At 60.0% G+C, this 14,576-nt stretch carries 14 protein-coding genes and 1 pseudogene; 8 read left to right on the top strand and 7 right to left on the bottom strand.

Annotated elements, in window-relative coordinates; genetic code table 11:
• The 7 genes from NW856_RS00800 to NW856_RS00770 form a co-directional block, all read right to left on the bottom strand.
• A partial coding sequence (locus NW856_RS00800) for a NifB/NifX family molybdenum-iron cluster-binding protein (protein ID WP_414398609.1) occupies positions 1 to 191 on the bottom strand: 191 nt, incomplete at its 3' end.
• Positions 192 to 265: 74 nt separating this feature from the next.
• Entirely contained in the window at positions 266 to 1,606 is a 1,341-nt protein-coding gene (gene nifN / locus NW856_RS00795) for a nitrogenase iron-molybdenum cofactor biosynthesis protein NifN (protein WP_414398608.1), read from the bottom strand.
• A complete protein-coding gene (gene nifE / locus NW856_RS00790; RefSeq protein ID WP_414398606.1) occupies positions 1,603 to 2,997 on the bottom strand; it encodes a nitrogenase iron-molybdenum cofactor biosynthesis protein NifE in 1,395 nt (464 codons plus the stop codon). The genes nifN and nifE overlap by 4 nt, the downstream gene beginning before the upstream one ends.
• Positions 2,988 to 3,347, bottom strand: coding sequence for a Mo-dependent nitrogenase C-terminal domain-containing protein (locus NW856_RS00785; protein ID WP_011430660.1), 360 nt, complete (start codon positions 3,345 to 3,347; stop codon positions 2,988 to 2,990). The genes nifE and NW856_RS00785 overlap by 10 nt, the downstream gene beginning before the upstream one ends.
• Before the next feature lie 3 nt (positions 3,348 to 3,350).
• Positions 3,351 to 3,575 (bottom strand): DUF2949 domain-containing protein, encoded by a 225-nt coding sequence (locus NW856_RS00780; protein ID WP_011430659.1) that lies wholly within the window; start codon positions 3,573 to 3,575, stop codon positions 3,351 to 3,353.
• Positions 3,576 to 3,617: 42 nt separating this feature from the next.
• Entirely contained in the window at positions 3,618 to 4,163 is a 546-nt protein-coding gene (locus NW856_RS00775) for a ferritin-like domain-containing protein (protein WP_011432075.1), read from the bottom strand.
• A 54-nt stretch (positions 4,164 to 4,217) separates the two neighbouring features.
• Complete coding sequence (locus NW856_RS00770) at positions 4,218 to 4,511, bottom strand: Asr1405/Asl0597 family protein (RefSeq protein WP_099813101.1); 294 nt, start codon at positions 4,509 to 4,511, stop codon at positions 4,218 to 4,220.
• Between the two features lie 773 nt (positions 4,512 to 5,284).
• Here NW856_RS00770 and nifB point away from each other — a divergent pair.
• The 8 genes and pseudogenes from nifB to aksA form a co-directional block, all read left to right on the top strand.
• The gene (gene nifB, locus NW856_RS00765) at positions 5,285 to 6,721 is read left to right on the top strand and encodes a nitrogenase cofactor biosynthesis protein NifB (RefSeq protein WP_414398604.1); all 1,437 of its coding nucleotides are present in this window, start codon (positions 5,285 to 5,287) and stop codon (positions 6,719 to 6,721) included.
• A gap of 25 nt (positions 6,722 to 6,746) precedes the next feature.
• Positions 6,747 to 7,040, top strand: a complete 294-nt coding sequence (gene fdxB, locus NW856_RS00760; RefSeq protein WP_414398603.1) for a ferredoxin III, nif-specific — start codon at positions 6,747 to 6,749, stop codon at positions 7,038 to 7,040.
• A 39-nt stretch (positions 7,041 to 7,079) separates the two neighbouring features.
• Positions 7,080 to 8,279 (top strand): cysteine desulfurase NifS, encoded by a 1,200-nt coding sequence (nifS, locus tag NW856_RS00755; RefSeq protein WP_414398601.1) that lies wholly within the window; start codon positions 7,080 to 7,082, stop codon positions 8,277 to 8,279.
• A 56-nt stretch (positions 8,280 to 8,335) separates the two neighbouring features.
• Positions 8,336 to 9,247, top strand: coding sequence for a Fe-S cluster assembly protein NifU (gene nifU, locus NW856_RS00750; protein WP_414355673.1), 912 nt, complete (start codon positions 8,336 to 8,338; stop codon positions 9,245 to 9,247).
• A gap of 277 nt (positions 9,248 to 9,524) precedes the next feature.
• Positions 9,525 to 10,403, top strand: a complete 879-nt coding sequence (nifH, locus tag NW856_RS00745) for a nitrogenase iron protein (protein ID WP_011430651.1) — start codon at positions 9,525 to 9,527, stop codon at positions 10,401 to 10,403.
• A 96-nt stretch (positions 10,404 to 10,499) separates the two neighbouring features.
• The gene (nifD, locus tag NW856_RS00740; RefSeq protein ID WP_414398599.1) at positions 10,500 to 11,963 is read left to right on the top strand and encodes a nitrogenase molybdenum-iron protein alpha chain; all 1,464 of its coding nucleotides are present in this window, start codon (positions 10,500 to 10,502) and stop codon (positions 11,961 to 11,963) included.
• A gap of 65 nt (positions 11,964 to 12,028) precedes the next feature.
• Entirely contained in the window at positions 12,029 to 13,564 is a 1,536-nt protein-coding gene (gene nifK, locus NW856_RS00735; RefSeq protein WP_414398598.1) for a nitrogenase molybdenum-iron protein subunit beta, read from the top strand.
• Between the two features lie 253 nt (positions 13,565 to 13,817).
• Positions 13,818 to 14,576, top strand: a pseudogene (gene aksA, locus NW856_RS00730) (homoaconitate hydratase); the annotation flags it as partial.

Below are 14,576 nucleotides of genomic sequence, written 5' to 3'. Positions count from 1 at the left end.
ACATCGGCCAAAGCCTGCAGCTTGGGCACCAGCTTGTCCTCGTTGCCATCTGCCTCCAAGTTGCCCCCAAAGGTGAGGGTTTTGCAGAAGCGGTAGCCTTCGGGGGTGACTTCGTAGAGGTCGATCTGGTTGGCCCAGCCAAAGTGGGCATTGACGTGCTTGCCGTCGCGGGTTGTAAAGGCCACTTGCATAGGCGTTCTCCTTAGAACCGTGAACTTGAGGGTTTAGGGGAGCTAGGGGGATCTAGCTCGAAGCTCTGGATCCCTTAGAATCCATGCCCAGAAACCTGGGGTGGGCTGGGGTGACGGGCTTCCTCCTGCTCCATCAGCAGGTTGCCGACAGCAAACAGTTGGGATAGGGTGCCGCGATAGCCCACCTGACAGAGGTGGTTGGCCCCCAGCCGGTCGAAGATGGGGATCCCCATCCGATGCACTGGGATCCCCAGCCGCTTGCCCAGGCGCGCCACGTGGGAGTTGCCCACCAGCAGGTCAGCCCCGGGTGCTAGCTCCTCCAGATCCCCCAGATCTCCCACCCGCACTGCCTCAATGGGAAGGGTGCTCAAGTGGGGATCCGGTGTGGGACTGATGGCCGCCTGGATCTGACAGCCCATATCCAGCAGCCAGTCCACCCACCCCCAGAGCAGATCGGCTTCTAGGGCCAAGGCAATCCGCTGGTTGCCGAAGAAAAAGTGGCAATCCAGGAGGGCATCCTGGACTTGGCTGCGCTGGCGGCGGTAGCGAGAGGGCACCGGCTGCTGGCTGTGATCGGCCAAGGTTGCCAAAAAGGGATCCACAGCCTTGAGACCGGTCAGGTGGGGGAAAACCCGATAGGGGGTGCCAAAGCGCTGGGCCAGGATCTGAGCGGCAGGGCGCATGCTCTCGCCGACAGCTATGGTGAGGCCGGAACGCCCGAGCTGGCGCAATTGCTCAAGGGTGGTGCCGCCGTCTGGGGTCGCCCTAAAGCCGGTGCCCAAGTGTCCGTCCAGGGAACCCGCGGGATCCGGCACCAGGATCGGCTCTAGGCCAAAAGCCTCCGCCATTTCTTTGATCTCCTGGGCGTCGGCAGGGGTGAGGGCAGGCCCGCACAGCACCGTTACCTGGGCAGGGCGGACGGATCCCGACGGCGATTCCGGCAGGGTGCTGACCAAGCTGTTGACGGCGATGGCATAGCCGTCTTGCAGGGATCCTTTAAAGTCAGGCGTAGAGGCCAACACGATGGGCAGATCCTGCAATTGCGGCTGGCGCCGGCGCAGCTCCCGCAGGATGCGCGGCATATCGTCGCCGCGGGTTTCCGTGAGGCCGGTAGTGAGGAGGCCGATTAGCTCCGGCTGGGCCTTCTCCACCAAGGTGAGAATGGCAGCTTCGACATTCTCCTCGCCTCCCAAGATGGTGTCCACCTCGGACATGGCAGTGGTGGACATGGGAATGGCCTCGCGGAAATGGCGTACCAGCAGCGCTTTGGCAAAGGCCGTGCAGCCCTGGGAACCGTGGAAGAGGGGCAGACAGCCCTTGATCCCCAGAAAGGCCAGGGCCGCCCCCAGCGGAGCGCTGAGTTTGAGGGGGTTGACGCTGAGGGGCTTGCGTTCTTGGATGAGCTGGGCCATCATCCCACCTCCTCTTCGGCTGGAGTCTCCCAGGGGGCAGGCCGTCGCAACTGCTCCCAGATGGGGCTGTGGAGGGCGGCATCGATCTCCCGCGCCAAGTTCACCAGGCCGCGATAGCCGGCATAGGCATGGTGCCGCTCCTGGTTGATGTCCAGAAAGGGGATGCGGGCCTTGAGGGCGGTGTACTGGTTGCGTCCGCCGGCGATGAGCAAGTCCGCTTTCGTGCGCTCCACCACCTTGAGCAGCTCTTGCGGGCTGCCCTTGTCCAAGAGAATGCCATCCTGGCCAAGCAGCTCGCGGATGCGGGCTTTGTCTTCTTCGGTGCTTTTGCGGGTGCTGGTGGCCGTTACCTGCATCCCCAGATCTCGAGCGGCGGAGATGATCGACCAACTTTTCACCCCGCCGGTATAAAGGACAACTCGTTTGCCCGCCAGCCGCTGCCGGTAGGGGGCCAAAGCCGCCTCGGTGGCGCGAGTTTCCCGCTCGATGAGGGCCTCGGTACGCTCCTGCAGTTCGGGATCCTTCAGCCCTTGGGCAATGGCCCGTAGGCAGTGGTTCATCTCCTGCAGCCCGTAAAAGGAAGCCTCGATGTAGGGGATCCCGTAGCGCTCCTGCATCTTGCGGCCCACATTGAGCAAGGCTTTAGCGCAGATGAGAACGTTCAGCTTGGCCCGGTGGGCGGTACAGATCTCGTGGTAGCGGCCATCGCCGGTGATCTTGGCCAAGATGCGGATCCCCAGCTCGTCAAACAGAGGCAAGACATCCCACAGCTCGCCGGCAATGTTGTACTCGCCGATGAGGTTAATGTCGCGGGGAGTGGTGTACTCCGGGGAGGCGGTGCCGATAACATAGTCCAGCAGCGCTTCTCCGGCCAGACGGTTACCCAAGTTTTTGCTGCCCACAAAGCCGGGCGCATTCACCGGAATGACCGGGATCCCAAGCTGGCGGCTGGCCCGCTGACACACGGCCTCCACATCGTCGCCAATGAGGGCAGTTACACAAGTGAGATAGACAAAAATGGCGGCAGGCTGGTATTTGGCCTGCAAGTCAAGGATGGCCTGGAACAGCTTTTCCTCCCCCCCGAAGATGATCTCGTTCTCGCTCAGATCGGTGGTGAAGCCCACCCGATAAAGCTGGGGGCCAGAAGAGAGGCTGCCCCGCGTCCCCCAAGAGTTGCCGCTGCAGGCGATTGGCCCATGTACTAGATGGGCGGCATCGGCGATCGGCACCAGGGCAATCGAAGCCCCGTCAAAGGCACAGCCTCCCTGCGCTCCTCCTGGCTTGGCCTGCTCGGCACAGACTTTGTTTTTGCCTTTGCCGTCTTTCTTGTGGTTGTGCTCGCAGGCGGTCTCGTTGAGCAGCTCCGCCACTTTGGTTCGGCTGATCATGGGCATGATGGGATCTCCTGAGAAGAGGGGGGCTGGGGTTGAGCCGCAGCTTCGGCCAGATAAGCCGCCGCCCGTAGCCGCAGGGCGATGATCTCCTCGTAGAGGGGGTTGATGCGACAGAGGGCCGGAATGTGAACGGTGCGGGATCCCAGTCGGATATCCCGCTCAAAGGGACAGGAAGCCGGGATCAAACGACAAATCCAACGGGCCTGCCGGGATCCCCGAATTTCAATGCTGTTGAGCCAGCGGCGCGGCCACTTCAGGGCGGATCTGAAAATTGAGTTCAAAACCAGGCCGAGCCATCCCAAAGGGTTGCCGACTCTGGGAAAGGGAAGAGAAGGGTAGGGATAAGTCATGGCTTAAACCTCCGAATGGGTAGAATTGGTAACAAGAGGAGGGGGAGCACACCATTCAAAAATCTGCTCCAGTTGCTCCAAGGAAATCAGCCCGTAATGCCAAAGAATCATGGGCAAAGGGCCCTGTTCACACCCATGCCGTTTCAGGGCGAAGGTGAGGGCGGATTCCGGGATCCCAAGCTCAACTTGCAAAAACTGCAGCAGCGGCGCCCGATCGGGGGTAAGCATGGCAGAGTCTCCCAAAACGAGGGGTGGGCGTAGATGGGCAAGCTAGGATGGGGACAAGCCCAAAACCAAGCTGTCGGCAGCCAGAAAGTGGGCCAGGTGAAAGGCCCGTTCTTCCGTCCGCAGCAAAATCTGCTCGTAGAGGTGACGGGTGGCGCGATCCCCAACACTTTCCGCCAGAGCCGCCTGGCGACGCAGCAGATCGATTAGGCTTTGCTCGGCCCGCAAATCCGCTTCCAGCATGGGCCGCACAGCCAACGCATCGTCCCCTTCTGGGCTGAAGCAGCACAGCTCCGCCAGCTTGGCAAAGCTGGAGGCCGGGATCCCACCCAGGCCGTTCAGGCGCTCCCCCACCTCATGGGCGTGGTTCTGAACTTCCTGTAGACTTTCGTTGAAAAATTGGTGAATTGAGTAGAACTCTGCTCCTTCCACAACCAGATGGTGCTTCAGATACTGCAAATACAGCCCCTGAAGACTGGCCCAAGCCAGGTTGAGGCCCTCGCAGATGGGAACCGTGATCTCCCGTCCCAGGTGAACGGGGTTGTCTCGGACTTGTTGGAAGGAGCGAGTTGAGGGGGATGGAGTGGTCATTGGCGCTACCAAAACGAGGTGAACAGGAGAAGCAAGAAGGCAAACGGCAGAGGTTCAGGGGTGGTCATCCCCTCCTGCAGATCTCTCAGGGGGATCCCAGGTCTGGAGAGACCAGCAGCGATCCAACCAACTCAGCCAGCCAGAGCGGTTGAGGGTGAAAAGGCGGAGCACACTGTGGACGAGGAGGGCTTCGGTGGGGGTGCGAATCATCACCCACAGTTGGCCGGTCGGGGTACAGCCACAGGTCAAATCCAGCTCCTGCAGACGGTAGAGAATCCGCCAGCGATCGCAACGGGGCACCTGCAGCACTTCAGCCGTTTTCGGTGGGGGAGAAACAAGGGGGGACATAAGCTCACCGGTTGGGAAGCAGGGGGCGAGTCTCAACAGAGGGGCAGAACCGTTGGGGTTCTGTTCCCCCGCTTATATCCCCCGCTTATAGCAAGCGGCTGCAGGGGCTCAGGCTTGGCAGCGGGCGATCAGGATTGATTGAGTTATTGCTGATGTACTCAAGCCCTGGAAGCTTGGCCCAGAGCGCAAAAAAAGTTTTTCTGAGGGCAGGGGGTTGAGTCTTTTGCCCGCAGGGATCCGGTATTTTTGGGGAAGGGTATGGGTATTTGAGCGAGTACATCCCCCCTGTCACAACAAGAAAGTCCGACGGCCTGCCGCCGCAATAGTCTTCACTTCCTTGGCGAGGACTTTGCCCCAGGGGGATCTTTCCTCAAACTCAAACGGCTATTTTCAATACACTTTTGGGCTGATACGATATTAAATCGTAGCAATTGATGCAAAACGCAGCCGAGGCTGCGGCGCTTGAGTGCATCTGAGCAGATTTTTAGTATTTCTTAAGCATTGCCCCAAGCCCTTGTCGAATCAGGGATTCCGGGGATCCTCCCCACAGCCGGATCCCCCGCCCCTTTGGGTCAAAATACGGCATCCCCGGCCTTGAAAAACCAGACCCTTGACCCCTAAAAAAAGTTGGATTTGGCCTGCCATCAGGCTTTGCAGGTCTTGAGTACAAAGCCAATAAACTCGATCAGTTCTACCGGGCTGAGTGCAACGGAGCGGGCAGAGGGCGGTTGATATAACCGCCAGTAACGTTCTATCCCCTGGTTGACCCCACTATGCCGCCCCTTTCAACTCCGCCCCGCCAGGGATCCCCCTTCCCATCGGCCTGCGCTTGCAGCAGCAGCCCCCGCCAGGCTCTCCCCCCTCATCTGCAGCAACGCATCGCCACCCATCCCTGCTACAGCGAAGCAGCTCACCATCACTACGCCCGCATGCACGTGGCGGTAGCCCCCGCCTGCAACATCCAGTGCAACTACTGCAACCGCAAGTTCGACTGTGCCAACGAGAGCCGGCCCGGTGTGGTCAGCGAGCTGCTTACCCCGGCGGAAGCCGCCCACAAAGTGCTGGTGATTGCCGGCAAGATCCCGCAACTGACGGTGGTGGGCATTGCTGGGCCTGGGGATCCCTTGGCCAACCCCAAGCAAACCTTCGAGACCTTTGCCCGCATTGCCGAGAAAGCTCCGGATCTCAAGCTTTGCCTTTCCACCAACGGCCTGATGTTGCCGGACTACATCGACGAGATCAAACGGCTGAACATTGACCACGTCACCCTGACCATCAACATGGTGGATCCAGAGATCGGAGCCAAGATCTACCCCTGGATCCGCTGGCGGCGCAAGCGCATTCGAGGGGTGGAGGCAGCCCGCATCCTGCACGAACGGCAGATGGAAAGCCTGGATCTGCTGCGGGAGGCAGACATCCTCTGCAAAGTCAACTCCGTCCTGATTCCCGGCATCAACGACACCCACCTCTTGGAAGTGAACCGGGTGATCCAGGAGAAAGGGGCTTTCTTGCACAACATCATGCCCCTGATCTCGGCGCCTGAACACGGCACCTACTTCGGCCTTATCGGCCAGCGGGGCCCCACCCCTCAGGAGTTGAAAGCCCTGCAAGATCGGTGCTCCGGCAACATGCGGATGATGCGCCACTGTCGCCAGTGTCGGGCGGACGCGGTGGGCCTTCTGGGGGAAGACCGCAGCCAAGAGTTCACCAAGGAGCGCTTTATGCAGATGACCCCCGAGTACGACCCCGAAAAACGCCGCCAGGTCCAGGCAAGCATTGCCCAACTGCAAGCTCAGCAGCAGTCAACCCCAACCCACTGGACAGCCGACCTGCCTCCCGACAGCCCCTCCATCCTGGTGGCCGTGGCCAGCAAAGGCGGCGGCCTGGTCAATCGCCACTTCGGCCATGCACGGGAGTTTTTGATCTACGAGGTCAACGCCCGTGGGGCGCAGTTTGTCGGCCACCGCAAGATCCCGCAGTACTGCCACGGGGGATCCGGCGAGGACAACAACCTAGAGCAAATCCTGGATCTCATCAGGGATTGCCGAGCTGTATTGGTCTCCAAGATTGGCGATTGCCCCATGAAGCGTATTCGCGAGGCCGGCATCGAAGTGGTGGAAGACTACGACCTCATCGAAACGGTGGCCCTCAAGTTTTACCGCACCTGGTTGGTCAACCAGGCCCTGGACAGCAAATCTTCCCGATCTTGAGACCTCATCTTTTGGAGACGCGGCCATGGCTACTGTAACTGCTCTCACCAAAGGCGGACTGCCCTGGATCCCACAGTTTATCGAAAGCTTGGATATCAGCCGCTGCCTCGGCTGTAGCCGTTGCCTCAAGGTCTGTGGCCGGGGTGTGTTCGCCCTCAGAGCCCTCAACGAAGACGGCGAGTTTGTCGAAAACGAAGAGGAAGAAGAAAGTGAGCGCAAAGTGATGACCATCCTCAATGCCGCCCTCTGCATCGGCTGTCAGGCTTGCGCCCGCATTTGCCCAAAGCAGTGCCATTCCCACGCTCCGCAAGCCGTTTAACGTTGCCCAACCCCTACCTTGTATCGATTCGGAGCCTGTATGAACCCCGTGATCTACCTGGACAACAACGCCACCACCGCCGTGGATCCCCTGGTTCTGGAGGCGATGCTGCCCTATTTGCAGACCTTCTACGGCAACCCCTCCTCGATGCACAGTTTTGGCGGCCAGGTGGGGCGTGCCCTCAACCAAGCCCGCGAACAGGTGGCAGCCCTTCTGGGAGCCGACCCGACGGAGATTGTCTTCACCAGTGGCGGCACCGAAGGCAACACCACAGCCATCTATGCAGCCTTGGCAGCCCAACCCCAGAAGCGCCACATCATCACCACGCAGGTAGAGCACGCCTCGGTGCTCAACGTCTGCAAGCACCTGGAAAAACAAGGCTACCGCGTCACCTACCTCTCGGTGGATGAGCAAGGCTGCCTGGACTTGCTGGAGTTGGAAGCAGCCCTGACCGGCGATACTGCCCTGGTGAGCTGCATGGCCGCCAACAACGAGACGGGCGTGCTTTTCCCCATCGAGGCGGTGGGATCCCTGGCTCGCAGCTATGGGGCTGTTGTCCATGTGGACGCAGTACAGGCGGTGGGCAAGATCCCTCTCGATCTGCAGCGCCTGCCGGTGGATCTCCTCACCCTTTCCGGGCACAAGCTGCATGCCCCCAAGGGGATCGGCGCTCTCTATGCGCGGCGGGGCTTGCGCTTCCGTCCGTTGCTGCTGGGAGGGCATCAGGAGCGAGGCCGCCGCGCCGGGACGGAAAATGTGCCGGGCATCATCGCCCTGGGCAAGGCAGCGGAGCTGGCCCAAGCCCACCTGGGGGATCCCCATGAGCGGCTGCTGCGGGATCGCCTGGAGCAGGGCTTGCTGCAGCGGATCCCGGATGTCCAGGTTAACGGCCACCCCACCCGGCGGCTGCCCAACACCACCAACTTGGGCTTCAAGTTCGTGGAAGGGGAAGCGATCCTCTTCTGGCTGAACAAATACGGCATCTGCGCCTCCTCCGGCTCCGCCTGCACTTCCGGATCCCTGGAGCCCTCCCATGTGCTGCGGGCCATGGGCCTGCCCTACACCGTTTTGCACGGCTCAATCCGCTTCAGCCTCTCCCGCTTTACCCAGCCGGCAGAGGTGGAGCGGGTGCTGGAGGTTTTGCCGGGGATCATCGAGCATTTGCGGGCCATCTCCCCCTTCAGCCACGAGGCGGAAGACTGGCTGCAACAGCAGGAACGGGAACTGGCTCGCCGCTGACCCCCCTCAAACTCATCTTCCCTCGACCGTTAGCATCCTCAACTCAGGATCCAGCCATGTGGGACTACAGCGAAAAAGTTTTGGAACTCTTCTACCACCCCAAAAACCAAGGGGCGATGGATCCCAGCTCCGAGCCCGGTGTTCGGGTGGTGGTTGGAGAAGTGGGCAGCATCACCTGCGGCGATGCCCTGCGGCTCTACTTAAAGGTGGACGAGGCTAGCGAGCGGATTTTAGCTGCCAGCTTCCAAACCTTCGGCTGCACCAGCGCCATCGCCTCTTCCTCGGCTCTGACGGAGCTGATCACCGGCCTCACTCTGGATGAAGCCCTGCGGATCGACAACCGCCAAATCGCTGACTACCTAGGCGGCCTGCCCCCCGCCAAGATGCACTGCTCGGTGATGGGGCAAGAGGCTCTGGAGGCAGCCATCTACAGCTATCGCGGCCTTCCTCTGCCTGACCACACGGATGATGACAGCGCTTTGGTCTGCTCCTGCTTTGGCGTCAGCGAGCAAAAGATCCGCCGCTTGATCCGGGAAAACCACCTCACCTCCGCTGAGGAAGTAACAGCCTACAGCAAAGCGGGTGGTGGCTGTGGTTCCTGCCTGGCCCAGATTGAAGACCTGATCGCCGCCGTTCTGGCCGAGACTGACGCAACCCCTTCAGAAGATTCAAGAAATTCAAAAGGGAACTCCCAAAACCAGACAGAGCCCTCTCCCGCTGCTCCCTCTCCCCTCACCACCTTGCAAAAGATCGCCCGCATTCAGGCCGTCCTGGAGGAGGAAGTTCGCCCGCTGCTGTTGGCCGATGGCGGCGATGTGGAGCTGTACGACCTGGAAGGGGATCAGGTGTGGGTGCGCCTCAAGGGATCCTGCACCACCTGCCCCAGCCAGCAAAACACCCTGCGGTTGCTCATCGAAACCCGCCTGCAAGAACAGGTGTGGCCCACTTTAACCGTGCATGCCCTCTAGTTCCCCATTCTCGATAAGCCTGAGAGCCCTATGATCTGCCCCACTGTTACTCCCCGTCGCTTCCCCCATCTCCTGCCTCGATTCGGGAGAGCCCCACCGTTCAACCGGTTTGCTTTTGGATTCCAAGGGATCCAAGGCTGCCTTCCCGCGAGCTGAAATCCTTTGCAGTAAGGATCCCGTCTCGCTAATGCGACCAGTTGCGCCCATTGGCAAGAGATTTCTAACCCTTAAGTCGCCCTCAAGTTTTTCCTCAAGTCTTCATTAGGAGAACTGAACCATGAGACAAATTGCATTCTACGGCAAAGGCGGTATCGGCAAATCCACCACCTGTCAGAATACCGTTGCCGGTATGGCCGAATTGGGGCAGCGGATCATGATCGTCGGCTGCGACCCGAAGGCCGATTCCACCCGCCTCATGTTGCACTGCAAAGCCCAGACCACCGTCCTTCACCTGGCGGCTGAGCGGGGATCCGTAGAAGACGTGGAGCTGGAAGAGGTGGTGCTCACCGGCTACAGAGGGGTGCGCTGTGTGGAGTCTGGTGGCCCCGAGCCTGGCGTTGGCTGTGCTGGACGAGGCATCATCACCGCCATCAATTTCTTGGAAGAAAACGGAGCCTACGAGGATCTGGACTTTGTCTGCTACGACGTGCTGGGGGACGTGGTCTGCGGCGGTTTTGCCATGCCCATCCGGGAGGGCAAGGCCCAAGAGATCTACATTGTTTGCTCCGGCGAAATGATGGCCATGTATGCGGCCAACAACATCGCCCGCGGCGTGCTGAAATACGCCTACTCTGGCGGCGTGCGCTTGGGTGGCTTGATCTGCAACAGCCGCAAAGTGGATCGCGAGATCGAGCTGATCGAAGCTCTGGCCGAAAAGCTCAACACCAAAATGCTGCATTTCATCCCCCGCGACAATGTGGTTCAGCACGCAGAATTGCGCCGCATGACGGTGATCGAGTACTCCCCCGACTGCAACCAAGCTGACGAGTATCGGGCCTTGGCCAAAAAGATCATCAACAACACGGATCTGAGGATCCCCACCCCCATCTCTATGGATGAGCTGGAACAGTTGTTGATAGAGTTCGGCGTTTTGGACGACGACCAGAAAATCGCCCACCTCATCGGCAAAACCGAAAAAGAGTTGGCCCCAGTGTGAACTTAAAGATGGGCTGGGGGTGGATCCCTTCCTCCCTCGGCCCTCGGTTCCCCCTAGTTTCTTTCTCAAAAAAATCCAGTAGATGAGGCTCTTCCCATGACTACTCCAAAAAGCGCCCTCAAAGAGGAAAACCGAAAAGTTATTGCAGAAGTTCTGGAAACCTATCCGGAAAAGGCCAAGCAAAAGCGAGCCAAACACCTCAACGTCTACGACAAGGGCAAAACGGATTGCGGAGTAAAGTCCAACATCAAGTCGATCCCCGGCGTCATGACCACTCGCGGCTGTGCCTATGCCGGTTCCAAGGGGGTGGTGTGGGGGCCGGTCAAAGACATGATCCACCTCAGCCATGGCCCCGTGGGCTGCGGCTACTACTCCTGGTCGGGAAGGCGCAATTACTACGTCGGCACAACCGGGGTAGATACCTTCGTTACCATGCAGTTCACCTCCGATTTTCAGGAGCGAGATGTGGTGTTCGGGGGGGACAAAAAACTGGCCAAACTCTTGGTGGAAGCCAGCGAACTCTTCCCCTTGGCCAAAGGCATTACCATCCAGTCCGAATGCCCCGTTGGCCTAATTGGGGATGACATCGAGGCGGTGGCCAAGAGAGTTTCCAAAGAAATTGGCAAGCCGGTGGTACCGGTGCGCTGCGAAGGCTTTCGGGGGGTCTCCCAGTCCCTGGGCCACCACATCGCCAACGATACAGTGCGGGACTGGGTTCTGCCCATTGCCGACAAGAAAGCCAAGGAGGGATCCCTCAACTTTGAGCCCGGCCCTTATGATGTGGCCCTGATTGGGGACTACAACATCGGCGGCGACGCCTGGTCTTCCCGGATTTTGCTGGAGGAGATGGGCCTGCGGGTAGTGACCCAGTTTTCCGGCGATGGCACCTGGAACGAGATGCTGCTTGCCCCTCGGGTGAAGCTGAATCTCATCCACTGCTACCGCTCCATGAACTACATCTGCCGCCACATGGAGGAAGCCTACGGGATCCCCTGGCTGGAGTTCAACTTCTTTGGCCCTACCCAAATTGCCAAGTCGCTGCGGGCCATCGCCCAGCGGTTCGACGAGACCATTCAGGCCAAGGCGGAGCAGGTGATCGCCAAGTACAAGCCCCAGAGCGAGGCTGTCATTGCCAAGTACCGTCCCCGCCTGGAGGGCAAACGGGTGATGCTGATGGTGGGCGGACTGCGACCCCGCCACGTCATCCCGGCCTTCCGGGAGCTGGGCATGGAGGTGATTGCCACCGGCTACGAATTCGGCCACGGCGACGACTACAAGCGCACCACCCAGTACATCGACGACGGCACCCTCATCTACGATGACGTGTCCGGCTACGAGTTTGAAGAATTTGCCAAGAGGTTGAAGCCAGATCTCATCGCCTCCGGCATCAAGGAGAAGTACGTCTTTCAAAAGATGGCTTTGCCCTTCCGCCAGATGCACTCTTGGGACTACTCCGGCCCCTACCACGGCTACGACGGCTTTGCCGTGTTCGCCCGCGATATGGATCTGGCCTTGAATAGCCCCACCTGGGATCTGGTCAAAGCCCCCTGGAAATCCTAGCTTGCCGCCGGGATCCCAGACGCCAACGGCCCTTCCTTCCCCTGCCCCTCATTAGGAGACCGACCATGCCGCAAGATATCCAAGACATCAAAGATCATGCCCGCCTGTTTCAAGATCCGGAGTATCAGGCGCTTCTGCAGTGCAAACAAACCTTTGAAGATCTCCCTTCCCCAGAAGAAGTGGCCCGGGTGGCCGAATGGACAAAATCTTGGGAATACCGGGAGAAGAACTTTCAACGGGAAGCTTTGACGATAAACCCTGCCAAGGCTTGCCAGCCCTTAGGGGCCATCTTCGCCGCTGTCGGCTTTGAGGGAACTCTGCCCTTTGTCCATGGATCCCAGGGGTGTGTGGCCTATTTTCGCACCCATCTCACCCGCCACTTTAAGGAGCCCTTTTCGGCGGTCTCCACCTCGATGACGGAAGATGCGGCGGTGTTTGGCGGCCTCAAAAACCTAATCGAGGGACTGGAAAATGCCTACGCCCTCTACAAGCCCAAGATGATCGCCGTGTGCACCACCTGCATGGCGGAGGTGATCGGGGATGACCTGGGAGCCTTCATCACCACGGCCAGAAATGAGGGAGTTATTCCCCACAACTTCCCGGTGCCCTATGCCCACACGCCAAGCTTTGTGGGATCCCACATCACCGGCTACGACAACATGCTCAAGAGCATTCTCAGCACCCTCACCGAGCCGGTGGGCCGCACGGGTAGCAATGGCTACATCAACGTCATCCCCGGTTTCGATACCTACATGGGCAACTTGCGGGAGATCAAGCGCATCTTCGGCTTATTCGGGATCCCGCTGACCCTGCTGGCGGACAACTCCGACTATTTGGATTCGCCCAACGACGGCACTTTCCACATGTATCCCGGAGGAACCCCTTTGGAGGCGGCTGCCCAATGCCTCAACGCCGAGGCTACTTTTTCCTTCCAGCGCTACACCACGCCCAAGACCCTGGAGTTTCTAGCAGAGGCCTCGGGTCGGCCCACCCTGACGGCGCGGCCAGTGGGTATTCGGGGCACGGATGAGTTTTTGATGCAGCTATCCCAGTTAACGGGCAAGCCCATTCCCGCCGAGCTGGAGATCGAACGGGGCCGGGCGGTGGATGCTTTCACGGACTCCCAAGCGTGGATCCACGGCAAGCGGGTAGCCCTGTACGGGGATCCGGATCTGGTGATGGGCTTGCTCAGCCTGTTGCTGGAGCTGGGAGCGGAGCCGATCCATGTGGTGGTGACCAACAGCAACGAGGAGTTTGAGACCGAGGCGCGGGCACTGCTGGCCTCTAGCCCCTATGGGCAGGGGGCAACCGTCTGGGGGGGCAAGGATCTCTGGCATCTGCGCTCTCTGATGTTCACCGAGCCGGTGGATCTGCTGATCGGCAATTCCTACGGCAAATACCTGTGGCGGGATACGGGCACGCCTTTGGTGCGCATCGGCTACCCCATCTTCGACCGCCACCACCTGCACCGCTACCCCACCTATGGCTATGTGGGGGCGCTCAACCTCCTTAACTGGATTGTCAACACCCTTCTGGATGAGGCCGATCGGCGCAGCATCATTCCCAGCAAAACCGATTTTTCCTTCGACTTAATTCGTTGATGGCCAGAGCAGCGGGATCCCAAAGGCCGGACTTTGTCGGACTTTGTCAAGGATCCCCTGCTCCAAAGACTCCACCCCGCTAAGAGGAACAGCCAAGCCTTACAGGAATCTGATGAATTCTGCGGCAACTTGGTTGAGCTTTCTACCCTGGACATGATTGCCCTGACGCAACCGGGGTCCCGCTAGCGGTGCGGAGCACCATCGACGGTTACCGATTGCCTAGGCGGGCCGTAGGTCTTGGAGGATGGATCCCATGAATTCCTCTATCACCATCAACGACACCACCCTACGCGATGGGGAGCAAGCGGCAGGGGTAGCCTTCCAAATCCCCGAGAAAATCTCCATTGCCGCCCTCTTGGATGCCATTGGCGTGCCCGAAATTGAGGTGGGGATCCCGGCCATGGGCGCCGTGGAAACGGAAGCCATTCGCGCCATGATCAGCCTGGGGCTGCGGGCCCACCTGCTGGGGTGGAACCGGGCTGTGCCCAGCGATATCCTCGCCTCTATTCGTTGCGGCCTCAAGCGGATCCACATCTCCGTGCCGGTCTCGGATCGGCAAATCGCTGCCAAGTTCCAAGGGGATCGCCCTCGGCTGCTGCGACAGTTGCGCCAATGCGTGGAGATGGCCTTGGAGCAAGGGCTGTGGGTCTCGGTGGGGGCAGAAGATGCCAGCCGCACCCCCCTGGAGCAGGTGATCGAGTTGGCCCAAATGGCCCAGAGCTGGGGCTGTCGGCGCTTCCGCTACTGCGATACGGTGGGCGTTTTGGATCCTTTTAGCACCTACAAGCAGATTCGCCGTCTGGTGCGGGCCATCGATATCCCTGTGGAGATGCACACCCACGACGACCTGGGCATGGCCACTGCCAATGCCTTGGCCGGGATCCGCGCCGGCGCTCAGTCGGTGAACACCACCGTCAACGGCCTGGGGGAACGAGCCGGCAACGCCCCCCTGGAAGAGGTGGTGATGGCTTTGCGCTACACCTTGGGGATCGATGTTGGGGTGGATACCTGC

The organism is Synechococcus sp. R3-13, assembly GCF_047462195.1.
GTDB lineage: Bacteria > Cyanobacteriota > Cyanobacteriia > Thermostichales > Thermostichaceae > Thermostichus.
Note: the sequence above shows the minus strand (reverse complement) of the source record. Positions and strands in the feature narration are given on the sequence as shown.